Origin of the sequence: Methylobacterium oryzae (assembly GCF_036441375.1) — a bacterium.
GTDB lineage: Bacteria > Pseudomonadota > Alphaproteobacteria > Rhizobiales > Beijerinckiaceae > Methylobacterium > Methylobacterium oryzae_A.
This window is the reverse complement of the sequence record NZ_MLCA01000001.1, coordinates 597182-620245: the sequence shown is the minus strand read 5'-3', so window position 1 is coordinate 620245 and position 23064 is coordinate 597182. Positions and strand designations below refer to the sequence as shown.

Sequence of the window (23064 nt, the reverse complement as noted above, 5' to 3'; positions counted from 1 at the left end):
GAGAACACTCTCAAACCCGACCGGTTGGACCTCTGCGCGCCCTGCGACGAGGATCCATGGACCAGCCCCGGCCGAAGACCGAGACCGATGATCCGGACGAGCGGCACAGGGATAGAGGCCTCCTCCACGCCCTCGGCACCGGGGTGATCACCGGCGCCGCCGACGACGATCCGTCCGCCATCGGCACCTACGCCAGCGCCGGCGCCAGGTTCGGCCTGGCGTTCCTGTGGATCGCGCCCGTCGTCCTGCCGATGATGGTCGTGGTCGTCTACGTCTCGGCCAAGCTCGGGCAGGTCTACGGCAAGGGCCTGTTCGCCATCGTGCGCGACCGGTACCCGCGCTGGATCCTCTACCCGCTCGTGCTCGGCGCCTTCACGGGCAACGTCATCGAGGCGGCGGCCAATCTCGGCGGAATCGGCGCGGCCCTCAACCTGCTGGTGCCGGTGCCGGTCCCTGCCATCGTGGTCGGCGCCGCCGCGGCGATCCTGGGCCTCCAGATCTTCGGCTCCTACGCGCTCCTGCGCGACATCTTCCGCTGGCTGGCGCTCGCCCTGTTCGCCTACGTGGCGGCCGCGATCCTGGCCAAGCCCGATCCCGCCGAGATCCTGCGCGGCACCCTCGTGCCGCAGATCCGGTTCGATGCCGACTTCCTGGCGATGATCGTCGCCTGCATCGGCACCTCGCTCTCGGCCTACATCTACACGTGGCAGTCGAACCAGGAGGTTGAGGAGGAGATCGCCCTGGGGCGCCACACGCTGCGGCAGCGCAAGGGGGCGACCGACGCCGAGCTGCGCAGGACCCGCCGGGACGTCGTGATCGGGATGCTGTTCTCGAACCTGATCCTCTACTTCATCATCCTGTCCACGGGCGCGACGCTGCATCAGGCCGGACGGACCGAGATCGAGAGCGCCGCGCAGGCGGCGGCGGCCCTGGAGCCGCTGGCGGGGGCGGGCGCGACGTATCTCTTCGCGCTGGGCGTCGTCGGGGTCGGCTTCCTGGCGGTGCCGGTGATGACCACCGGTGCGGCCTACGACCTCGTGCAGGGGATCGGCCGGGAGGGCAGCCTCCACGCCCGCCCGAGCGAGGCCAAGCTGTTCTACGGCACCATCGCGGCCGTGACCGTGCTGGCGGTCGGGCTGAACTTCCTCGGCGTCAACCCGATGCGGGCGCTGGTCTGGTCCGGCATCGTCCAGGGTTTCTCGGTGCCGCCGCTCCTCCTGCTCATGATGCTGATGACCAACGACCGGGCCGTGATGGGCGCGCGCGTCAACGGATGGGTGACGAACGGGCTCGGCTGGATCACGACCGCGGCGACCTTCCTCGCCACGGCCTGCCTCGTCGTGACGTGGTTCCTGTGAGGCGCCGTCCTAGAACGGCGCCGCGAGGCAGCCGGCGAGGGCGCCCTTCAGCGCGGCGGCGTCGGCCTCCGCCACCGTGACTGTGGCCGTGAGGGCCGGGTCTTCGCTGCGCGGGCTCGCCTGGGTCCAGGTGAGCTTGGTCCCGGGCTGGGTGAGCGCCAGGGCGACGCCGCGCAGCGGATCCTCGCCGCGGCGGGCCCCCGTCACCGTCAGGGTGAAGCCCGACTCCGCCCCGGTCGCCGCGCCCTGCACGGGCATCCGCACCGAGCGCACGCTGCCGGCGCTGGAGACGAGGATCCCGGTGAGCGGCGCCGTGCTGGCCGTCCCCTCGAGCCCCGCGAAATCGAAGCGCGGCGCCAACTCGGCGAAGCGGGGCACGATCAGCGCCGCCGACAGGCCGGCGCCACCCGGATCGCAGGCGACGTGCAGGGTCACCGGACGCTGGTCCGTGCCGAGGGCCGCGGTGCCGGACAGATCCGCGCTGCCGCCGGGCGCCCGGGCGGCACCGGCCAGCAACGGTGTCCGCCCCGTCACGATGTCGGACAGCCTGTCGCCGCGGCTCAGCGGCCCGGCCAGGAGGACCGCGACGGCGATCACGACGACCGCCAGGGCCACGCCGATCCGGAGCCGCATCCCATTCTCCGCCTGTGGACATCCCGGGCCGGCGGCATAGACGATCGCGGGCGCGCCGCAACCCTCCGTTCACCACAATCCCGAGAACCGCAGCGCGGCAGCGCCCGTGTGCGTCGCAGCAACTCCGTAAAAACCGATCGATCCTATGCACCGTCGCTCAAGCTTGAGCGTCGCCATGCGCACGAAGATCCTGCTCGCCCTCACCCTTCTGGTCTACGTCACCACCGGCCGCGCCCCCGGCATCCGGGAGCCGCGCAACCCGGATGCCGAGCACGGCGGCGGACGGGTCGTGATCGCGATGAAGCGGGCCTGGGCCTGAGCCGCCCCCGTTCGCGGTCAGAGCCTTCGGGCGCGGCAGAGCTCCCCGTGCGCGCGCAGCGGTCCGGGACTGCGCGCGGTGCGGCGCGGCTGGACGTTTCGCTCCGCCCGCAGCGAGGGGCGCCGAAGCCATCGGCAGAGATCCGTCTCACGCCCCCGGCGCGCAGGCCCTGAGCCGCGCCGCCACCAGGGCCTGGAGGCTCCAGAGGTGCCGGTCGCGGATGCCGAGGCGCTCGCAGGCCTCGACAGTCCGGAACAGGTACTCGGCACTCGGCCCCTTGTGGCCGCAGGCGGCGGCGATCTTCTCGGCGATCTCCGCGTCCGACAGGCGGCCGGCGTAGCGGTCGCTGGCGCGGTTGGCCAGGAAGGTCAGGGCCGAGACGGTCCCGGCCTCCGTGGCGACCGGCAGCCAGCGGGCGACGTAGCCCCGGCCGCGCATCTCGCGGCGCCAGACCGGCATCAGCGCCTCGCGGATCTCCATCCCGGGCAGGCGGAAGGCCACGCCCCGGCACAGGCCGCCGCGGTCCAGCGCCAGGACGAAGCCCGGCCGCTCCGGCGTGCCGCGGAACCGGCGCTGGAGCAGGCAGAACCGGCGGTGGAAGCCCCGCACCGTGCCGATCCGGCGCTCGGCGACCGCGAATTCCGGGTTCCACATCAGCGAGCCGTAGGCGAAGACCCAGAGGTCGCTGCCCTCGCGCCCGGCGACGATCGCGTCGAGCCCCGGGCGCAGCTCCGCGTCCGACAGGACTTCCAGCGCGCTCGGGTCGTCGGGGACCGGGACGGAATGGGCGCGGGCGATCAGGTCGAGGCTGAGGTCGAGGGTGCGGGCGGGTGCGAGAGGCATCGGCCCTCAACGCGGCGACCTCACCGGGCGTTGCCCAGGGCGTCGAGCTCGGGGAAGGGGCGGGTGCGGTGCCCGGTGCAGACCTCGTCGTCGTCGAGCACCGTGAGCCGGTCGGCCGCGTAGCGCAGCGCCACCTTCGGGCGCTCGGGCTTGCCGAAGGTCCGGCCGTACATCCGGCCCGACACGCAGTAGATCACCCGGCCGCCATCCTCGATCGGCCCGGCGATCCGGCTGCCCTCGTACCGCACCGGCAGCAGCGACACGGAGCCGAAGGCGACCTGCTTCAGGGCGAGCGCGGCGATCCGCTGGAGGAGGGCCGGGGAGGGCGCCTCCTCCGACGCGGGCGTCGGTGCCCGCGGTGCGGCCTGCGCACCCACGGCGGCGAGGGCCAGGAGAGCGGCGAGGGCGGCGCGGGGCGTCATCGGTCAACGCTACCCGGCCGAGGTTGCCCGAGGCTGGGCGACGCGCGGGCAGCGCCGGACGTCACGGCTTCCTATATAGATGAGATCCAGCGATGCGCGCCCGGTGCGCGCCGCGCCACCCCATTCCGCGACGCGACGTACGATGCAGTGGACCGACGACGCCCTGGTGCTCGGCCTGCGCCGGCACGGGGAGACCGGCGTCATCCTGGAGGCGATGACCGAAGCCCACGGGCGCCATCTCGGCCTCGTGCATGGCGGGCGCTCGCGCCGGATGCAGCCGGTGCTGCAGCCGGGCAACCGGGTGCGGCTGACGTGGCGGGCGCGCCTCGACGAGGGCCTCGGCGCCTACGCGGTCGAGCCCCTCGAATCCCAGGTCTCGCGGCTGATCGGGTCGAGCCTCGCCCTCTACGGGATGAGCCACATGGCCGCCCTGCTGCGGCTCCTGCCCGAGCGCGACCCGCATCCGGCGCTCTACGAGGCGGCGGGGATCCTGGTCGAGCACCTCGACGACCCGGCGATCGCCCCGCCCCTGATGGTGCGCTTCGAGCTGGCGATCCTGACGGAGCTCGGCTTCGGCCTCGACCTGACCGCCTGCGCGGCCACCGGCGGCAACGACGCCCTGGCCTACGTGTCGCCGAAGAGCGGCCGGGCGGTCAGCGCCTCGGCGGGCGAGCCCTACCGGGACCGCCTGCTGGCGCTCCCGACCTTCCTGCACGCGGGCGGATCCCCGGGTCCCGACGGCGTTGCCCAAGGGTTTACCTTGACGGGGTACTTCCTCGACCGGCACGTCTGGGGCCCCCGCGGCCTCGGGACGCCCGAGGAACGGGCGCGATTCGTTGCGCTCGGCCGCGAGGCCGGGTAATGTTCGCGTTCTGTTCTTAATCCCGGGCCGTCGTTCCGGGGCGCCGCAGGCGCGTCCGGAATCCAGAACCACCGTCCAGGCTCAGGCCCGGGGCGTCGGCGGCTCTGGATTCCGGGCTCCGCCGCGCGGCCCCGGACCGACGGCGCGCGGTGAAGACGTTGTATTGAGGAGCCGTCATGGGCCAGCCCTTCGAGCCGCCGTCCGGCGACGGGATCGAGAGCGTCGAGCTGAAATCCGCCCTGGAGGAGCGCTACCTCGCCTACGCGCTCTCCACGATCATGCACCGGGCGCTGCCGGATGCCCGCGACGGGCTGAAGCCCGTGCACCGGCGCATCCTGTACGGGATGCGGCTGCTCCGGCTCGACCCGACCACCGCGCACAAGAAGTGCGCCAAGATCGTCGGCGACGTGATGGGCGATTTCCACCCGCACGGCGACCAGGCGATCTACGACGCGCTGGTGCGGCTCTCCCAGGACTTCGCCCAGCGCTACCCGCTGGTCGACGGCCAGGGCAATTTCGGCAACATCGACGGCGACGGGCCCGCCGCCTACCGCTACACCGAGGCGCGGCTCACCGAAGTGGCGCGCCTCCTGCTCGACGGGATCGACGAGGACACGGTCGACTTCCGCCCGTCCTATAACGGCGAGAAGGAGGAGCCGATCGTCCTGCCGGCGGCCTTCCCGAACCTCCTGGCCAACGGCAGCCAGGGCATCGCGGTCGGCATGGCGACCTCGATCCCGCCGCACAACGCCGCCGAGCTGTGCGACGCGGCGCTCTACCTGATCACCCATCCCGAGGCGACCTCGGGGCAGCTCGCCAAGTTCGTCCAGGGGCCGGATTTCCCGACCGGCGGCATCCTGATCGACTCGGCCGAGGCGATCGCCGAGGCCTACCGGACCGGCCGCGGCGCCTTCCGGGTCCGCGCCCGCTGGGCCAAGGAGGATCTCGGTCGCGGCACCTGGAACATCGTCGTCACCGAGATCCCCTACGGCATCCCGAAGGGCCGGCTGATCGAGAAGATGGCCGAGCTGCTGCAGGAGAAGAAGCTGCCGCTGCTCGCCGACGTGCGCGACGAGTCGGCCGAGGACGTGCGCGTCGTGTTGGAGCCGCGCTCCCGCACGGTGGATCCGGTGATCCTGATGGAATCGCTGTTCCGGCTGACCGAGCTGGAGGCGCGGATCCCGCTCAACCTCAACGTCCTGGTCGGCGGCCTCGTGCCGAAGGTGATCGGGCTCGCCGAGTGCCTGCGCGAGTGGGTCGACCACCGCCGCGTGGTGCTGCAGCGCCGCTCGCGCTACCGCCTCGGCCAGATCGACCGGCGCCTGGAGATCCTGGGCGGGTTGCTCATCGTCTATCTCGACCTCGACGAGGTGATCCGCATCATCCGCGAGGAGGACGAGCCGAAGGCCGCCCTCATGGCCCGGTTCGAGCTGACCGAGGTGCAGGCCAACGCCATCCTCGACACCCGCCTGCGCTCGCTGCGGAAGCTCGAGGAGATGGAGCTGAAGCGCGAGTTCGAGGCGCTCACCGCCGAGAAGGCCGAGATCGACGCCCTGCTCGCCTCCGAGCCGGCGCAGTGGAAGGCGATCCAGGCGCAGATCCGCGCCGTGAAGAAGACCTTCGGGCCGGAGACCAAGCTGGGGCGGCGCCGCACGACGCTGGCGAGCCCGCCGGATGTCGGCGGCATCGACTTCACCGCGGCCCTGGTCGAGCGCGAGCCGATCACCGTGATCGTCTCGACCAAGGGGTGGATCCGGGCGCTGAAGGGCCATGTCGCCGACCTCTCCGGGGTGGCCTTCAAGGGCGACGACACCCTGAAGATCGCCTTCCCGACCGAGACCACCCAGAAGATCCTGCTGCTCGCCACCAACGGCAAGGTGTTCACGCTGGAGGCCTCGAAGCTACCGGGCGGACGCGGCTTCGGCGACCCGGTGCGGCTGATGGCCGACCTCGACGACGGCACCGAGATCGTGGCGGCTCTGCCCTACCGGCCGGAGACCAAGCTGCTGATCGCGGGCTCGGACGGGCGCGGCTTCGTGGCGCCCGCCGACGCCCTCGTGGCCAATACCCGCAAGGGCAAGAGCGTGCTCGGCCTCGACGGCGACGTCACGGCCGCCGTGCTGGTTCCGGCCGAGGGCGATCACGTGGCGGTGGTGAACACCGAGAAGCTGCTGCTGATCTTCCCGATCTCCGAGGTGGCCGAGCTCGCCCGCGGCAAGGGTGTCCGGCTCCAGCGCTGCCGCAGCGGCCGCCTGCTCGACGCGCACGTGTTCAAGCTGGCGGACGGCCTGCCCTGGCAGGACGGCTCGGCCGAAGGCCGGCTCGCCAACGCGTCGGTACTGGAGAAGTGGCTCGGCCACCGCGCCGAGGTCGGGCTGATGATGGCGCGCAGCTTCCCGAAATTCGAGCGGTTCGGGCGGTGAGGGCGGCCGCCTGAAGGAGCCCAGTGATCCGCACCTCCGTTCAGGAAGGCGCGACAGGCTCCCGCTCCCGTTCGGGAGACGGGACCCGCGCCGCGTTCGGAGACGGTCTCGGGCGAACGCTGACCGAGCCAGAGCGCGCCGAGGGCCGGCACGCCGCCGGCCACTGGGGACGCCCTCCTTCGGGCGCATCCACGCCCCCACGGACCACCCTCAGGGTACCGGTTCGACCTGCCCCTCAGTCATCGCGAGCGCAGCGAAGTGACCCAGGGCAGCGCGCCATCAGGAGGCGTCGCGCCGACTGGATTGCTTCGCTCCGCTCGCAAAGACGACGGCGCTGACGTCAAGGGGGGGCGATCACCGCCCCCGCGCGACCGCCTCATCCGCCGCCCAGAGGTGCTGCGCCGCGTAGGCCCGGAACGGGCGCCACGCCTCGGCCCGCGCCAGGAGCGCCGCCGGGTTCGGTCGCCCCGTGCCGCTCTCCAGCGCCCGCAGCAGGCCGACATCGCCCACCGGCAGGGCGTCCGGCAGCTTGAGCGCCCGCATGGCAATATACTGCGCGGTCCACGGCCCGATCCCGCGGATCGCCGTGAAGCGGAGCACCGCGGCCTCCAGCGACTCCGCCGGGGCGAACAAGTCCGGGTCGGTCAGCGCCGCCGCGGCCAGCGCCCGGATCGCCGCGCCGCGGGCGCGGGGCATGTTCAGCGCCAGGGCGATGTCCGCCTCGACGAGATCGGCCGGCGCGGGAAAGACGTGGGTCAGCCCGCCCATCGGCTGCGCGAGGGGCGTCCCGTACGCCGCGACCAGCTTCCCCGCGAGCCCGATCGCCGCCGCGACCGACACCTGCTGCCCGAGGATCGCCCGGCAGCCGGTCTCGAACGGGTCCCAGGCCCCCGGCAGGCGCAATCCCGGCCGCGCCGCCACGAGCGGGGCCAGGACCGGATCCCCGGCGAGGCGGGCCGCGATGGCGCCGGGATCGGCGTCGCAATCGAAGAGGCGGCGCAGGCGTTCCGCGAGCGCTTCGGCGTGCACGGCCTCGACCCCGCGCAGCGCGACGTGCAGGCAGTCCGCGCCGGGTTCCACCGTCAGGAGCCCGTGCCGCCCGGCGACGCAGATCGTGCGCGCGTAGGGCGCCGCGGGATCCGTGGCCTCGACGCCCGGGATCGCCCGCTTGGCGAGGAACGCGCGGATCGCCGCCCAGTCGTAGGGCGGCCGATAGGACAGGCGCAGCGCGATCGCCTCCGCAAACGCGAAGGGCGGCCTCTCGGCCGCCCCGTCGGTCATAGCACGGGTCGCGTCCCGGGACAGGTTCGGCCTCAGCCGCGCTGGTCGACCGCCACGTAGTCGCGCTGGGCCGGGCCAACGTAGAGCTGACGCGGACGGCCGATCTTCTGCGACGGGTCCTCGATCATCTCGGCCCACTGGGCGATCCAGCCCACCGTGCGCGCCACCGCGAACAGCACCGTGAACATGTCGGTGGGGAAGCCCATCGCCTTGAGGGTGATGCCCGAGTAGAAATCGATGTTCGGGTAGAGCTTCTTCTCGATGAAGTACTCGTCCTTGAGGGCGATCTGCTCCAGCTCCATGGCGACGTGGAGCAGCGGGTCGTCGGTCTTGCCGAGCTCCTTCAGCACCTGGTGGGTGGTGCTCTGCATGATCCGGGCGCGCGGGTCGTAGTTCTTGTAGACCCGGTGGCCGAAGCCCATCAGGCGGAACGGGTCGTTCTTGTCCTTGGCCTTGGCGACGTACTTGCCGACGTTCTCGGGGGTGCCGATCTCCATCAGCATCTTGAGCGCCGCCTCGTTGGCGCCGCCATGAGCGGGGCCCCACAGGCAGGCGATGCCGGCCGCGATGCAGGCGAAGGGGTTGGCGCCCGAGGAGCCCGCGAGCCGCACCGTCGAGGTCGAGGCGTTCTGCTCGTGATCGGCGTGCAGGATGAAGATCTTGTCGAGCGCCCGGGCGAAGACCGGGTTCACCTCGTACTCCTCGCACGGCACCGCGTAGCACATGCGCAGGAAGTTCGACGTGTAGTCGAGGTCGTTCTTCGGGTACACGAAAGGCTGGCCGATCGAGTACTTGTAGGCCATCGCCGCGAGCGTCGGCATCTTGGCGATCATGCGGATCGACGCGATCAGCCGCTGGCTCTCGTCCGTGATATCGGTCGAGTCGTGGTAGAAGGCCGAGAGGGCGCCCACCGAGGCGACCATCACGGCCATCGGGTGCGCGTCGCGGCGGAAGCCGGTGAAGAACCGGTTCATCTGGTCGTGCACCATGGTGTGGCGCGTGACCCGGTACTCGAAATCGGCCCGCTGGGCGGCGGTCGGCAGGGCGCCGAACAGCATCAGGTAGCAGGTCTCGAGGAAGTCGCCCTTCTCGGCGAGCTGCTCGATCGGGTAGCCGCGGTAGAGCAGCACGCCCTCGTCGCCGTCGATGTAGGTGATCTTCGATTCGCAGCTCGCCGTCGAGGTGAAGCCCGGGTCGAAGGTGAAGGCGCCGGTCTGGGCGTAGAGCTTGCCGATATCGATCACGTCCGGCCCGATCGTGCCGGATTTCACCGGCAGCTCGATCGACTTGCCGTCCACGGTGATGGTGCTGGGTGCGCTCATGGATCGTGGACCCTTCTGTGGCGACGTGGCGGATGCCGGCCTCGGGCTGCCCGAGTCGGTCCCGGGGGCCTGAGCACACGCATTATGCTGCGGGTGCTCACAGCCATGGGTTACCCAAACGGCACTGCAGCAGCAACGGGGTCGGTGACAACCCGCCCCCGACGCCAAGCAAATTCCACCAAGCGCAATTCGAGCCGGGGCCGGCAGTTCCCGGGCGGCATCCTGTCCGCGCGCGGCACCCTCAGCCCTGCGGCGCCTGATCGCCGAGGCGGGCGAGCGTTTCGTCCCGGCCGAGCACCGCCATCACGTCGAACAGGGGCGGGGAGGTGGTGCGGCCGGTGAGCGCCGCCCGCAGGGGCTGGGCCACCTGTCCGAGCTTGCAGCCGGCCGATTCCGCGTACTGGCGCACCGCGCCCTCGGTGGAGGCCGCGCTCCAGTCGGGCAGCGCCTCGAGCACCGGCCGTACCCCGGCGAGGCGGGTCCGGCCCTCGTCGGTGAGGAGCGCGCGGGCCTTGTCGTCCAGCGCAAGCGGTCGCTGGGCATAGAGGTAGTAGGCGCTGTCGAGGAGCTCGATCAGCGTCTTGGCCCGCTCCTTCAGGCCCGGCATGGCCTGGATGAGCTTGTCCTTGAGGTCGGGCTGCAGCGGCGCCGACAGGCCGCGCTCCGGCCCGACGCCCGGCAGGATGGTCTCGACCGCGGCGACGAGATCGGCATCGGCGCTGGTGCGGATGTAGAGGCCGTTGAGGTTGGCGAGCTTGGCGAAGTCGAACCGCGCCGCGGACCGACCGACCGCGCCGAGGTCGAAGGCCGCGATCATCTCCTCGGTGGAGAAGACCTCCTGGTCGCCGTGGCTCCAGCCGAGCCGCACGAGGTAGTTGCGCAGGGCCGCCGGCAGGTAGCCGAGATCCCGATAGGCCTCGACGCCGAGCGCCCCGTGGCGCTTCGAGAGCTTGGCCCCGTCCGCTCCGTGGATCAGCGGGATATGGGCCATCCGGGGGACGTCCCAGCCGAGCGCGGAGAAGATCTGGCTCTGGCGCGCCGCGTTGGTGAGGTGGTCGTCGCCGCGGATCACCTGCGTGACGCCCATGTCGTGGTCGTCGACCACCACGGCGAGCATGTAGGTCGGCGTCCCGTCCGAGCGCAGCAGGACGAGGTCGTCGAGGTCCTTGTTGGCCCAGGTCACCCGGCCCTGGACGGCGTCCTCGACCACGGTCTCGCCCTCGGTCGGCGCGCGCAGGCGGATCACAGGCTTGACCCCGGCGGGGGCCTCGGACGGGTCACGGTCGCGCCAGCGGCCGTCGTAGCGCGGGGCGCGCCCTTCCGCGCGAGCGGTCTCGCGCATCTGCGTGAGCTCCTCGGCGGTGGCGTAGCAATGATAGGCGCGGCCCGCGGCCAGCAGCTCCTCGGCCACGGCGCGGTGGCGCTCGGCGCGGGCGAACTGGAAGACCACGTCGCCGTCCCAGTCGAGGCCGAGCCACGTGAGCCCGTCGAGGATCGCGTCGATCGCCCCCTTGGTGGAGCGTTCCCGGTCGGTGTCCTCGATGCGCAGCAGCATCTTGCCACCCGTGTGACGGGCATAGAGCCAGTTGAACAACGCCGTGCGGGCCCCGCCGATATGCAGGTAGCCGGTGGGCGAGGGGGCGAAGCGCGTGACGACGGCTGAGGACATCGGTCCGGTATGTTCCGGGGCTGGTCGCGGACGGAGCGCGACGGACGGCGAAGGGGCGGCGGAGCGGCGAGGGGCTCGACAGGGCGCCCGTAGCACGAAGCACCGGCTGTAGCACGGGCCGGGGGATGCGTTAAGAATCGCCTGCAGAATCGCTCGACCCCGACGACAGGTCGCGCGGAGCGGGGCGGCGGCGATGCGGCGGATCGGCGCGAGGCTGGCGGACGGCGCGGTGACGCTGGCCGGCCCGCGCGTCGCAGCCCTCCCGACGCTCCGCCACTGGGTCGCCGCGGGCCTCGCACTGGACGCGGCGCGCAACGGGCTCACGCGCCGGATCGCGGAGGCGGCCGGCGGCCAGGCGGGCGCGGTGGCGGCGGCCCTGGTGACGGGCAAGCGCGGCCTCATCGGGCCGGCGACCAACGACGCGCTCCGCGCCGCCGGCATCTACCACGTGGTGTCGATCTCGGGCCTCCACATGGTGCTGGCCGCCGGCGTGGTGTTCTGGCTGGTTCGGGCAGTCCTCGCCGCGGTGCCGCTCTGCGCGCTGCTCTGGCCGATCAAGAAGATCGCGGCCGGCTTCGCCATGGTCGGCGTCACCGCCTACTGCGCCTTCTCGGGCTGGGACATCGCGGCCGAGCGCTCGCTGATCATGACCCTGATCATGCTGGGCGCGATCCTGGTGGACCGGCCGGCCCTGTCGATGCGCAACCTCGCCCTCGCGGCGCTGGTCGCCCTGGCCCGCGAGCCGGAGGGCCTGCTCGGCCCGAGCTTCCAGATGTCCTTCGGCGCCGTGGCCGGGCTGATCGCCTGCGCGCGGCTGATCGACGGGCGGCTGTTCGTGCGCCCGGGGGCCGGGCCGATCGGGCGGATCGTCGGGAGCGGCCTGTCGGCGGTCACCGGGACGCTGGCCACGACCCTGGTGGCGCAGGTCGCGACCGCCCCCTTCGCCACCTACCACTTCCAGACGGTCCAGCCTTTCGGCCTCGTCGGCAACGCCCTGACCCTGCCGCTCGTCTCCCTGGTGGTGATGCCGTCCGCGGTGATCGGGTGCCTCGCCTATCCCTTCGCCCTCGACCGGCCGGTCTGGTGGCTGATGGGGCAGGCGGTGGCCGGGATGCTGGCGATCTCGGACTGGATCGCCGGGTTCGAGCGGGCGATCCTGGTGCTGCCGGCCTTCGGCGCCGGGGCGCTGGCGCTGCTCACCGCCGGCCTGCTGTTGGGGACGCTGCCGGCCTCGCGCCTGCGCTGGCTCGCCGTGCCGCCGGTCCTGCTCGGGCTCGTCCTCGCGGCCCGGCCCGACCGCTACGACCTCTACGTCGACCGGCAGGGCCTGGGGGCCGCGGTGCGGGGTCCGGACGGGCGGCTCGCGGCCCTCGGGAGCCCCTCCGGCTTCGTCCTCGAACAGTGGCTGAAGGCGGACGGCGACGGACGGCGGTCCGCGGCGCTGATCGTCCGGTCGGGGAGCGGGCGCTGCGACCGGCTCGGCTGCACCGCCCGGCTGCCGGACGGGCGGGCGGTCGCCCTGGTCCGGGACCGGCGGGCCTTTCCGGAAGATTGCGCCCGCGCCGCGGTGCTGATCACGGGCCTCACGGCGCCACCGACCTGCACGAGCCCCCTGGTGATCGACCGGCGCGTCCTGGCCGCCCGCGGGGCCGTGGCCCTCGGGACCGACGGCGACGGATTCGCCGCACGCTACGCCCGTGACGACGGCCGCGCCCTGCCGTGGCGACCGGCTTCCGGACGCGGGCCGGGACCGGCCCGGCCGGTCGCCGCTGGTTCAGACGGCCGCGCCGCGGACGAGGGGGCCGCCGCACCGACGGAGGCCGAGGCCGCGCCGGGCGCAGATCCCGCTCCCGACGACGCGCCGGCCGAGCCGCTTCAGTAGCGGCGGACGAGGCTGACGAGGCGGCCCTGGATCTGGACCCGGTCGGGCCCGAGGACGCGGGTCTCGTAGGCCGGGTTCGCGGCCTCCAAGGCGATCGAGGACCCGCGGCGGCGCAGGCGCTTGAGCGTCGCCTCCTCGTCGTCGATCAGCGCCACGATGATGTCGCCCGTATTGGCCGTGTCCTGCTTGCGGATCACCACGAGGTCGCCGTCGAGGATGCCGGCCTCGACCATCGAGTCGCCGCGCACCTCCAGGGCGTAGTGCTCGCCACCCGCCACGAAGTCCGGCGACAGGGTGATGGCGTGGCTCTGGTTCTGGATCGCCGAGACGGGCGTACCGGCCGCGATCCGGCCCATGACCGGGATCGAGATGGCGCGGCCGGACTCGTCGATCATCCGCGCGCTCGCCGGGGCCGGCGGCTGCTTGGACTTGCCGCCCTCGACCACGCTCGGCGTGAAGCGCCGCGGCTCGGCGGGGGTCTGCGTCGCTGGGACCGCCTGAGTCAGGCTCTCGGGGATGCGGATCACCTCGATGGCGCGCGCCCGATTCGGCAAGCGCCGGAGGAAGCCGCGCTCCTCGAGGGCCGTGATCAGCCGGTGGATGCCCGACTTCGACTTGAGATCAAGGGCATCCTTCATCTCGTCGAAGGACGGCGGGACGCCGCATTCCTGCATCCGGCTCTGGATGAATCGCAGGAGGTCCAGCTGCTTGCGCGTGAGCATCGACGGGGGACTCGCGGCTTGGCGGACCGCCACGTGACGGTCTCCGAAACAAATCACGAACAGGTTAAACGTTCCGCAAGTGTTCTGCAAGAGTGCTACCGCTACGCTCGGCGCGCCCGCGGGAGAAGGTCGAGAAACGCATTGACGGCGCAAGCGGAGCCGTTTCAATGCGCCGCGGTGACCCCGGGAAGGCGGCGGATCCGGGGCGCGGGCTAGGACCCTCTTGGAATGACGAGGATGCGACGACCCGCAGCGCTGCTGCCCCTCGGCCTCGCCGCCCTCGGCCTCGCCGGCTGCACCACCGGGTTCTCCTACATCTCGCGGAACTACGTGGCGCTCACGCCCCAGGTGGTGACGATCGGCTGCAAGGAGCCTTACGAGGTCTACGACAACCGGCAGCTGCGCCGGATGCTGATCGTCTCGAACGCCCTGCGCGAGTATACCGGCTGCAACCTGAGCGAGGTCCGCATCGATCCGGAGCCGGGCGCGACCCGGGTGAAGCGCTTCCGCACCGCCGCGCGCGCCTATCTCGACGAGACCGTACGCGAGGATTGCCGGATCACCGGCGAGAGCGTGTTCGATCCGCTGAAGACCGAGTTCGCCTACGCCTGCGACGCGCCGATCGAGAAGCGCGGCACCGTGGTCCCCCGCCTGCCGGGCCGCAATCCGGGCCTCGGCGTGCGCTGACCAGCGCGCCCTCAGGCGCCCGGCTTCGGGAAGGTCCGCTCGGCCGCGTCGCCGGCGGCGGCGAGCAGGGCGCGGGCGAAAGCCCGGGCCTCCGCCCGGTCGAGCACGATCGCGGCGGTGACCGGCGCGCCGCCGAGATCGGCGAGGGCGAGCTCCAGGCGCACCCCGTCGGGCACGGGGCTCGCCTGCAGGCTCCAGCCGGAGCCCCGATCCGTGCTCTCCGCCATCTCACGCTCCTCCCGCCTGTCCCGGGAAAACGCCGCAGGCGCCTGCCGGAACCGCCCGTGCGCGGGACTGTTCCCGAGCCGTGCCCAGCGCTTCCCTGCCTCGCCTGTCCGCTTACCTCAAGGCCGCAGGCCCCGGACTCGTGGTGATGCTGGCCGATACGGATGTCGGCAGCCTGATCACGGCGGCCCAGAGCGGGGCGCGCTGGGGCTATTCGCTGCTGCTCCTGCAGATCCTGCTGGTGCCGATCCTCTACGTCGTCCAGGAGCTGACGGTGCGGCTCGGCACCGCCACAAGGCGCGGCCACGGCGCGCTGATCCGGGAACGGTACGGGCCGGTCTGGGCCTGGATCTCCTACGGGGGGCTGGTGGTTGCCGGCCTCGGCGCCATCGTCACGGAATTCTCCGGCATCGCGGGCATCGGCGACCTGTTCGGCGTCCCGCGTCTCGCGAGCCTCGGCCTCCCGGCCGTCCTGCTGCTCGGCCTGGTCTTCACCGGCAGCTACCGGCGCGTCGAGGTCGTGGCGATCGTGGTCGGCCTGTTCGAGCTGGTCTTCCTCGGCCTCGCGGTCGCGGCGCGGCCGAACGTGTCCGAGATCGTCGCCTCCTTCGGGCACATGCCCCTGGGCGACGGCCAGTTCCGGGTGCTGATCGCGGCCAATATCGGCGCGGTGATCATGCCGTGGATGATCTTCTACCAGCAGTCGGCAATCGTCGATAAGGGCCTGGGCTGGGAGCACGCGCGGCGCTCGCGGCTCGACACGCTCGTGGGCGCGGTGGTCTCGCAATGCGTGATGGGCGCGATCCTCGTCGCGGCCGCCGCCACGATCGGCAAGGCCGGGCAGGGCAGTGAGAAGGGGCTGGAGACCGTCGGCGACCTCGCGGGCGCCTTCACGCCGGCCCTGGGCCCGTGGCTCGGGCAGGTGGTGTTCGGGGTCGGCATCATCGCGGCGGCCTTCGTGGCGCTCAACGTCGTGGCCCTGGCGCTGGCCTGGGGCTTCGGCGACGTGACGGGCAGGCCGCATTCCCTGGAGCAGTCGCCCCGGGAGGCGCCGGCCTTCTACGGCGCCTTCGCCCTCGCGGTCGCGGCGGGAGCTTGCGCCGTGCAGCTCGTGCCGAACCTCGTGGCGCTCAACATCGCCGTCGAGGTGATGAACGCCCTGCTCCTGCCTCTGGCCCTCGGCCTGCTGATCCTGCTCGCCACCCGGGCCCTGCCGGAGGGCAAGCGCGTGGACGGCGCCTACAAGTGGGTGGTCTACGCGGTCTCGGGGATCACCGTCGCCTTCGCGCTGGTCGGCGTGCTCGACGGGGTCGGCCTGCTCTGAGCTCATTGACGCGGGCGGCGCGATGATGTCTCCCGCGGGCTCCGATCAGGTGGAGTTCGAACATGCAAGAGATCTGGTTCCGCACGGGCGAGGCCACGGTGCTGGCGGCCGAGGGGCAGTACACCGACGCCATGCCGGAGGTGCTGATCGGCTCGGTGCGCGGTCCGGTCGGCCAGGCCTTCGCGTCGATGATGGGGCAGGTCCAGGGCCACACGCGGATGTTCGTGGTCCGCGACCTCAACCAGCTCGTGCGCCCCGCCACGATGATGACCACCAAGGTCACGATCCACACGGCCGAGTATGCCGAGCTCCTCGGCGGCGTGGTCCAGGCGGCCACGGGCGACGCGATCGTGGACTGCATCATCGAGGGCATCCTTCCCAAGGACGGGCTCGACGAGCTGTGCATGATCATCATGATCTGGCTCGATCAGCGCTGCGCCGAGGACGACAACCTCGACCAGAAGGACCTCTACCGGACCAACTACGAGGCGACGAAGCTCGCCATCGCCCGCGCCCTCAAGGGCGAGCCGACGGTGGACGAGCTGATCGCCAACCGGAAGACCGTGAAGCACTACGCGCTCGACGGCGTGATCGAGTACTGAGCGGGTGCGCGGCCCGCCTCCTGCCGGATCGGGTTCGCCTCAACCCGGCGGGATGCGGCCCACCGAGCAGAGGGTCCGCATCGTGGTGCTGCCCGGGTCGGTGTAGCAGGAGGCCGACCAGCCGTTCTGCTGGATGAACGACTTGCGCCGCTCCGCGAGCGAGGTCCGGTAGGCGTTGGCGATGATCGGCTCGACGGTCGCGGCCGGCTGGCCGACGAGGATCTCGGAGGCCACCGACAGGTCGCGGAAGAAGGTCGCCGAGGGGGCAGGCTCGGCGGAGGTCGCCTGCACGATCGGCTCGGCCCGGCAGGTCACGTCGAACTTGATCGGGCCGGCCACGCGGATGTCGATGCTGGGGCCGGCGCGCTTGCCGACCCGGCCGCCGATCGCGCCGGCGATCTGGCGGGTGAGGTCGTCGCAGCTGTCGGCCCGGGCGGCCTCCGCCAGGAGGGGCAGGGCCGCGCAGGCGGCGAGGAGGAGGCGCGGAACGGCGAAGCTCGACATGGCGGCACTCTACGCGCGGCGCGGGGCCTGTCGAGAGGGCCGTCGACGGGCGGGCCTCAGTGGAAATCCCGGCTGCGATACACGCGCCGGTCCGGGGGCACGCCGAAATCGGTGTTCTCGGGCGGGAGCTTCATGCCGGCCTCCCGCAGGTCGCGCAGGGCGGCGGTGAGGTCGCGAAACCCCTCCGCCACGAGGTGGACCACCCCGTCCGCCCGCTGGATCCGGCCGCGCACCGCGAGGAACCGGGCCTGCATGGCGATGCGCCGGTTGGCCTCGAACACCGCCTTCCAGACGATCACGTTGGCGATACCGGTCTCGTCCTCCAGGGTCAGGAAGACCACGCCCTTGGCGGTGCCCGGCCGCTGGCGGATCAGCACGAGGCCCGCCACCGTGACCCGCGCGCCCTGGGGCAGGGAAGGATCGAGATGGGCGCGGGCCGGGATCGCGCCGATCCGGGCGAGCCGGCCCCGAAAGAACGCGACCGGGTGCCCCTGCAGCGACAGGCCGGTGGCGGAATAATCCTCGGCCACCGCCTCGGACGGGGCCAGGGCCGGCAGTTCCACCGCCGGCTCGTGCCGGAACAGGCCGTCATCGGCGTGCCAGGCGAAGAGCGGCAGGGGCGCGTCGAGCAGATGGGCCCGACGCTCGCTCGGATCCGCCTTGGCGGCCTTGCGCGCCGAGGTCCCCTCCAGGGTGCGGACCATCCACAGGGCGGCGCGCCGGTCGAGGCCGAGGGAGCGGAACGCGTCCGCCTCGGCCAGCCGCTCCAGGGTGTTGCGGGGCAGGGCGAGGGAGGCCTGCAGGCCCTCGATGCTGGCGTAGCCGTTGGCGCGCAGCCGCACGAGCCGGCGCATGGCGGCCTCCGGCAGGCCGCGCACCACCCGCAGGCCGATCCGCACGGCGTGCAGCGCCGGATTCCCGGCCGGCTCCAGGGTGCAGTCCCAGTCGCTGGCATTGACGCAGACGCCCCGCACCTCGACCCCGTGGGCCCGGGCGTCGCGCACCAGCTGGGCCGGCTGGTAGAAGCCCATGGGCTGGGCGTTGAGGATCGCGGCCAGGAAGACGTCGGGGTGCCGGCATTTCATCCAGGCCGAGGCGTAGACGAGGAGCGCGAAGCTGGCCGCGTGGCTCTCCGGGAAGCCGTAGGTGGAGAACCCCCGGATCTGCGCGAAGCAGCGCTCGGCGAAGTCCTTCGGGTAGCCCCGGCGGGTCATGCCGCCCACGAACTTCTCCGCGAAGCCGCCGATCGAGCCGACATGGCGGAAGGTCGCCATCGCCCGGCGCAGCCCGTCGGCCTCGGCCGGCGTGAAGCCCGCCGCCGTGATGGCGATCTGCATCGCGTGCTCCTGGAACAGCGGCACCCCGTAGGTCTTCTGCAGGACCTCCTTCAGCTCGTCCGCCGGCCCGTGGTCCGGGTGCGGGGCCGGGTACTCCACCGGGTCGATCCCGGAGCGGCGGCGCAGGTAGGGGTGGACCATATCGCCCTGGATCGGGCCGGGGCGCACGATCGCGACCTGCACCACGAGGTCGTAGAATTCCTTGGGCTTGAGGCGCGGCAGCATCGACATCTGCGCCCGGCTCTCGACCTGGAACACGCCGACGGAATCGGCCCTCGCCAGCATCGCGTAGGTCTCGGGATCCTCCCGGGGCAGGTCGGCCAGCGTCTCGTAGACCGTGCCGTGGTCCCGCTCCAGGAAGTCGAGGCCGCGCTTGAGGCAGGTCAGCATGCCGAGCGCCAGCACATCGACCTTCATCAGCCCGATCGCGTCGATGTCGTCCTTGTCCCACTCGATGAAGGTGCGGTCCGCCATGGCGCCGTTGCCCACCGGCACGGTCTCGTCGAGCCGGCCGCGGGTCAGCACGAAGCCGCCGACGTGCTGCGACAGGTGGCGGGGGAAGCCGATCAGCTGGTGGGCGAGGTCGAGCGCCTGCCGGATCGCCGGGTTCTCCGGGTCGAGCCCGGCCTCGCGCACGTGCCGGTCCGGCATGCCGGTGCCCCAGGAGCCCCAGACCGTGTCGGCGATCGAAGCGGTCACGTCCTCGGTGAGACCTAAGACCTTGCCGACCTCGCGGATCGCCATGCGCGGGCGGTAGTGGATCACCGTGGCGCAGAGGGCGGCCCGCTCCCGCCCGTAGCGGGCGTAGAGGTGCTGGATCACCTCCTCGCGGCGCTCGTGCTCGAAATCGACGTCGATGTCGGGGGGCTCGCCCCGGTTCTCCGAGATGAAGCGGGCGAAGAGCAGCCGGTGCTTCGACGGGTCCACCGCGGTGATGCCGAGGCAGAAGCACACGGCGGAATTGGCCGCCGAGCCGCGGCCCTGGCAGAGGATGCCCTTGCCGCGAGCGAACTCGACCACGTCGAACAGCGTCAGGAAGTAGCGGGCGTAGTTCATCTTGGCGATGAGCCGCAGCTCCTCGCGGAGCGTCGCCGCGACGGCGTCCGGGATCTCGCCGGCGTAGCGCCAGCGCGCCCGCTCCCAGGTCTTCTCCTCCAGGTATTCCTGCGGCGTGCGCCCGGGGGGCACGGGCTCGTCGGGATACTCGTAGTGCAGCTGCGCCAAGTCGAAGTCGCAGGCCTGCGCGATCTCGACGCTGCGGGCCAGCGCCTCCGGGTGGTCGACGAACAGCCGCGCCATCTCGGGCGGCGGCTTCAGGTGGCGCTCGGCATTGGCCTCCAGCCGGTAGCCGGCCTCGTCGATCCGGCAGCCCGCGCGGATGCAGGTGACCACGTCCTGGAGCGGGCGCCGCTCGGGATGGTGGTAGAGCGCGTCCGAGACCGCGACCATCGGGGCACCGGAGGCCGCGCCCAGTTCCGCCAGCAGCCCGAGGCGCCGCCGCTCGTCGCCGCGGCGGGTGTGGCTCGCCCCGAGGAAGGTCCGGCCCGGGGCCGCGGCGGCGAGCGCCTCCAGCCGCGCCCGGAAGCCCTCCGGCGAGCGCCGGGCCGGCGGCATGGCGATGAACACCTGCCCCTCGGCCGCCTCCAGCAACTCGGCGAACGAGAAGCGGCAGTCGCCCTTGCGGACGCGGCGGTTGCCCAGGGTAAGCAGCCGGCAGAGGCGCCCCCAGGCCTCCCGGTCCATCGGGTAGGTGACGGCCTCGAACCCCTCCTCGGTGACGAGGCGCACCCCCGGCAGGATCCGGATCACGGTGCCCTCCGCCTCCAGCGCCCGCGCCGCAGCGTGCGCCCGGACCACGCCGGCCACGGTGTTGCGGTCGGCGATGCCGATCGCCTTGAGGCCGTAGGAAGCCGCCTGCACGACGAATTCCTGCGGGTGCGACGCGCCGTGCAGGAAGGAGAAATTCGTGGTGACGGCGAGCTCGGCGTAAGCGAGGCCGCTCACGCGAACAGCCCGTGGACGTACCACGCGGCGGGACGGTCGGGGGCGTGCGGCCCGTCGCGGTAGAGCCAGAGTCGGTGCCCGGCCTCGCACTCGATGCGGTAGTAGTCGCGATCCGCGCCGGGCTCGCGCCACCATTCGGCGGCGATCCGCTCCGGCCCCTCGGCATGGGCGACCCGGTGGATCCGGGCGCGCCAGCGGAAGCGCCGGGGCGGCCCCTCCGGGACGGTCGAGAGCACGTCGCAGGCGGCCTCGCCGCGCGGGAAGATCACCAGGGGGCGGGGCGGGAGGTGGTCGGTCCAGGGGGACGCGCTGGTGCGCGCCTTCTCTTCCCCCTCTATGCCGGAAGGTTCACCCATCACGGTTGAACGCCGACGCTGATGGAGGAGCGCACCCGGCCCCCTCTCCCGTGCGGGAGAGGGTTGGGGTGAGGGACGAGAGGCGTCAGGATCGAGCACGCCATCGCCGCGCGTGCCGTTTGCGCCTCGTTCTGAAAGTTCTCGTCCCTCACCCTGTCCCTCTCCCGCACGGGAGAGGGGACCCGCGACAGATCCTGACGCCGCACGGCCGGCGCCGATGTATGCAGCTGCCAATCCCGCGGCGGGAGCGGGGAGAGGGAGACGCGCCCGTGGCCGGCCGACGCCTCGATCGGTCGACGGTCCGTGCCCCGCTCCGGCCACCCAGAGAACACCCCGGTCGCCCCGCTCCGGCAGGTGGCTCGCCCGCGGCTCTAGCCGCAGCAGCGCCCGCCCGAGGCGCTGCGCCAGGGCGTCGGCCAGGAAGCCGACCCCGTCGCCCGCGGCCGCCGCGCCGAGATCCGTCTGGCGGGCCGGCATGGGGCCGGTCACCGTCACGGCGAGCGCCACCGTCTCGAAGCCGAAGCCGGCGTCGAGGGCCGAACCCAGCCGGTCGAGGCGCAGGGAAACGAGGGCGGCGACCCGCTCCGGGCAGCGCTCGGGACGGGACAGGCCGAGATCGAGGGCGCGCACCGCGCCGTCGACCCGGTGGAGGGCGAGGCGCAGGGCGCAGGCGCCGAGCCCGTCCCGCTCCAGCCGCGGGGCGAGTTCCGCCATCAGGTCCCGGGCTGTGCGGACGATGTCCGACTGCCGGCCGATCGGGTCGAGAAAGCCGCGGGCGGCGGCGTGATCGGCGGCCTCCGTCAGGGGGGCCAGCGGTTCGGGCCGGCGTGCCAGGGCCTGATCGAGCCGCAGCAGCAGCGCCTCGCCGAAGCGGCGGGCAAGGGGTCCCCGCGGCAGCGCGTCGAGCGCGCCGATCCGGCGCAGGCCGAGCCGTTTCAGGCCCGCGACCGTGCCGGGATCGAGCCGCAGGGACTCCACGGGCAGCCCCCGCAGCGCCTCCGCGGCTCCGCCCGGCGGCACGACGATCCGGTCGCCCCCGCCATGGCGGGCCAGGGCGAAAGCGGCGCCGGGCGTGTCGGCGAGGGCGATCCTCGCCGGGATGTTGCTCCGCGCGAGCCGGGCGGCCAAGTCTGCGACGAGGTTCGTCTCGCCGCCGCGCAGGTGGCTCGCCCCGGCGACGTCGATGTAGAGCCCGTCCGCCGCCTCGCCCGGCCCGAACGGCGCGACGAGGGGCGCGTAACCGCTCGCCCAGCGGCAGAGCCGGAGCAGGGAATCCCGGTCGGCGGCCGGGTCGGCGGGGTAGACCTGGAGCGGCACGCCGATCCGCGCCCGGACCCGACCGAGGGGCTCGCCGATCCGGAGGCCCAGGGCGCCGGCCTCGGGGTCGAGCGCCACGAGCCGCAGGCCGCCGGAACCCTCCGCCGCCACCGCGAGGGGACCCCGCTCAGGCGCGAGACCGGCCCGCCGAAGCCGCGTCACAGGCCAGTGGCTCAGGCAGATGCAGACGATGCGCGGCATGGTCCCACTCCAGAAGCCAGTCGCCGCCCCGCCCGTTGCGGCAGCGTTCGAGCCGCGCCCGCCAGCGCGGCCTGTCCAGGGTGCCGAACCGGTCCCGGGCCGCCGGCGCGGCGGCGATCCGCCAGCGCGTGGCGGCCCCGTTGGGCAGACCGGCCGGCGCCGGACGCAGGATCAGCAGGAGCGGCGGCGCCGGACCTTCCGCGGCGAGCTGCAGGCGACGGCCCGGCTTCAGCGGCAGCCCGTCCCGCAGGAGGCCGATCAGGGCCGTGAGCGCCCGCGCGTGCAGGGCCGCCTCCAGGGCGCGGAACACCTCCGCGTCGCTGCCGGCTTCCAGCAGCAGCAGGCGGGCGGGGTCGAGGCCCAGACCGGCGAGGCCGTGCCCGTAGGGCAGGGGCTGGCCGGGGCCGGCGGCGATCAGCGCCTCCCCGGACTCCCGGGCGAGGTGGCGGGCGCAGAGCGCCAGGGCGAAGCCCAGGGCCGCGATCGCGTCCGCGGGCTCGGCCGGCGCGATCTCGTGGGGTGGCCCGAGGACGAGGCCGCCCCCGGGCAGGTGCGCGTCGAGATCCGGGACGCCCGTAGGCAGGACCGGGGACGCTTCCCGGCCGCGGTCCGGCGGCGCGAGGCGCACCCGCAGGTCCGCCAGCCGGGCCCGGGGATCGCCGCGCGCGATCGCCGCCTCGGTCTCGTCCGCAGGGTCCAGCCCCATCTCCGTCGGCTCCGGTCATGCTGGACGATAGGAACATAACAGGAACATGCACAAACGGTTTCCGG

The 23064-nt window shown here is 72.8% G+C and carries 20 protein-coding genes; 8 read left to right on the top strand and 12 right to left on the bottom strand.

All coding sequences use genetic code 11. The features are described 5' to 3' along the window. Positions 1–56 precede the first annotated feature (56 nt). The gene (locus tag MOTC310_RS02905; RefSeq protein WP_331300737.1) at positions 57–1358 is read left to right on the top strand and encodes an Nramp family divalent metal transporter; all 1302 of its coding nucleotides are present in this window, start codon (positions 57–59) and stop codon (positions 1356–1358) included. 9 nt (positions 1359–1367) lie between these two features. Here the strand turns inward: MOTC310_RS02905 and MOTC310_RS02900 are convergent, their stop codons facing one another. After that, positions 1368–1991, bottom strand: coding sequence for a hypothetical protein (locus tag MOTC310_RS02900; RefSeq protein ID WP_331300736.1), 624 nt, complete (start codon positions 1989–1991; stop codon positions 1368–1370). A gap of 175 nt (positions 1992–2166) precedes the next feature. On the opposite strand from MOTC310_RS02900, the gene MOTC310_RS02895 reads away from it, so the two are divergent. Further along, a complete protein-coding gene (locus tag MOTC310_RS02895; protein WP_210034459.1) occupies positions 2167–2310 on the top strand; it encodes a hypothetical protein in 144 nt (47 codons plus the stop codon). A 147-nt stretch (positions 2311–2457) separates the two neighbouring features. Here the strand turns inward: MOTC310_RS02895 and MOTC310_RS02890 are convergent, their stop codons facing one another. Beyond that, on the bottom strand, positions 2458–3153 hold the full coding sequence (locus tag MOTC310_RS02890) for a gamma-glutamylcyclotransferase (protein WP_331289650.1): 696 nt from the start codon (positions 3151–3153) through the stop codon (positions 2458–2460). 20 nt (positions 3154–3173) lie between these two features. Further along, positions 3174–3575 (bottom strand): hypothetical protein, encoded by a 402-nt coding sequence (locus tag MOTC310_RS02885; RefSeq protein WP_331300735.1) that lies wholly within the window; start codon positions 3573–3575, stop codon positions 3174–3176. Between the two features lie 142 nt (positions 3576–3717). Between MOTC310_RS02885 and recO the strand changes: the two genes are divergently transcribed. Next, entirely contained in the window at positions 3718–4437 is a 720-nt protein-coding gene (recO, locus tag MOTC310_RS02880; protein ID WP_331300734.1) for a DNA repair protein RecO, read from the top strand. Between the two features lie 176 nt (positions 4438–4613). Beyond that, a complete protein-coding gene (gene parC / locus MOTC310_RS02875; RefSeq protein WP_331289653.1) occupies positions 4614–6860 on the top strand; it encodes a DNA topoisomerase IV subunit A in 2247 nt (748 codons plus the stop codon). A gap of 354 nt (positions 6861–7214) precedes the next feature. On the opposite strand, the gene MOTC310_RS02870 is transcribed toward parC, so the two are convergent. The 3 genes from MOTC310_RS02870 to gltX form a co-directional block, all read right to left on the bottom strand. Next, positions 7215–8141 carry a DNA-3-methyladenine glycosylase family protein gene (locus MOTC310_RS02870; protein ID WP_331300733.1) on the bottom strand — a complete coding sequence of 309 codons (927 nt, stop codon included), beginning with the start codon at positions 8139–8141 and terminating at the stop codon, positions 7215–7217. A 32-nt stretch (positions 8142–8173) separates the two neighbouring features. Continuing rightward, positions 8174–9463, bottom strand: coding sequence for a citrate synthase (gene gltA / locus MOTC310_RS02865; RefSeq protein ID WP_273563803.1), 1290 nt, complete (start codon positions 9461–9463; stop codon positions 8174–8176). A 241-nt stretch (positions 9464–9704) separates the two neighbouring features. Further along, positions 9705–11132: a glutamate--tRNA ligase gene (gene gltX, locus MOTC310_RS02860; protein ID WP_331300732.1), complete on the bottom strand. Its 1428-nt coding sequence runs from the start codon at positions 11130–11132 to the stop codon at positions 9705–9707. Positions 11133–11325: 193 nt separating this feature from the next. Between gltX and MOTC310_RS02855 the strand changes: the two genes are divergently transcribed. Then, positions 11326–13014 (top strand): ComEC/Rec2 family competence protein, encoded by a 1689-nt coding sequence (locus MOTC310_RS02855; protein WP_419539850.1) that lies wholly within the window; start codon positions 11326–11328, stop codon positions 13012–13014. Here the strand turns inward: MOTC310_RS02855 and lexA are convergent. Then, positions 13008–13736 carry a transcriptional repressor LexA gene (lexA, locus tag MOTC310_RS02850; protein WP_331289730.1) on the bottom strand — a complete coding sequence of 243 codons (729 nt, stop codon included), beginning with the start codon at positions 13734–13736 and terminating at the stop codon, positions 13008–13010. The two genes, MOTC310_RS02855 and lexA, sit on opposite strands and share 7 nt — an antisense overlap. Positions 13737–13973: 237 nt before the next feature. On the opposite strand from lexA, the gene MOTC310_RS02845 reads away from it, so the two are divergent. Beyond that, entirely contained in the window at positions 13974–14423 is a 450-nt protein-coding gene (locus MOTC310_RS02845) for a hypothetical protein (RefSeq protein ID WP_331289658.1), read from the top strand. An 11-nt stretch (positions 14424–14434) separates the two neighbouring features. On the opposite strand, the gene MOTC310_RS02840 is transcribed toward MOTC310_RS02845, so the two are convergent. Beyond that, positions 14435–14650 carry a hypothetical protein gene (locus MOTC310_RS02840; RefSeq protein WP_331300731.1) on the bottom strand — a complete coding sequence of 72 codons (216 nt, stop codon included), beginning with the start codon at positions 14648–14650 and terminating at the stop codon, positions 14435–14437. Between the two features lie 80 nt (positions 14651–14730). Between MOTC310_RS02840 and MOTC310_RS02835 the strand changes: the two genes are divergently transcribed. Beyond that, complete coding sequence (locus MOTC310_RS02835; RefSeq protein WP_331300730.1) at positions 14731–15972, top strand: NRAMP family divalent metal transporter; 1242 nt, start codon at positions 14731–14733, stop codon at positions 15970–15972. Between the two features lie 62 nt (positions 15973–16034). Further along, positions 16035–16574, top strand: a complete 540-nt coding sequence (gene fae, locus MOTC310_RS02830; RefSeq protein ID WP_020092273.1) for a formaldehyde-activating enzyme — start codon at positions 16035–16037, stop codon at positions 16572–16574. Between the two features lie 39 nt (positions 16575–16613). Here fae and MOTC310_RS02825 read toward each other — a convergent pair whose 3' ends face one another. The 4 genes from MOTC310_RS02825 to MOTC310_RS02810 are packed head-to-tail and all read right to left on the bottom strand — an operon-like array spanning position 16614 to position 22999. Next, positions 16614–17078: a hypothetical protein gene (locus tag MOTC310_RS02825; protein WP_331289661.1), complete on the bottom strand. Its 465-nt coding sequence runs from the start codon at positions 17076–17078 to the stop codon at positions 16614–16616. Positions 17079–17134: 56 nt separating this feature from the next. Further along, entirely contained in the window at positions 17135–20419 is a 3285-nt protein-coding gene (locus tag MOTC310_RS02820) for an error-prone DNA polymerase (protein ID WP_331300729.1), read from the bottom strand. After that, a complete protein-coding gene (locus tag MOTC310_RS02815; RefSeq protein ID WP_331300728.1) occupies positions 20416–22293 on the bottom strand; it encodes a DUF6504 family protein in 1878 nt (625 codons plus the stop codon). The genes MOTC310_RS02820 and MOTC310_RS02815 overlap by 4 nt, the downstream gene beginning before the upstream one ends. After that, the gene (locus MOTC310_RS02810) at positions 22220–22999 is read right to left on the bottom strand and encodes an ImuA family protein (protein ID WP_331300727.1); all 780 of its coding nucleotides are present in this window, start codon (positions 22997–22999) and stop codon (positions 22220–22222) included. The genes MOTC310_RS02815 and MOTC310_RS02810 overlap by 74 nt, the downstream gene beginning before the upstream one ends. Positions 23000–23064 lie beyond the last annotated feature (65 nt).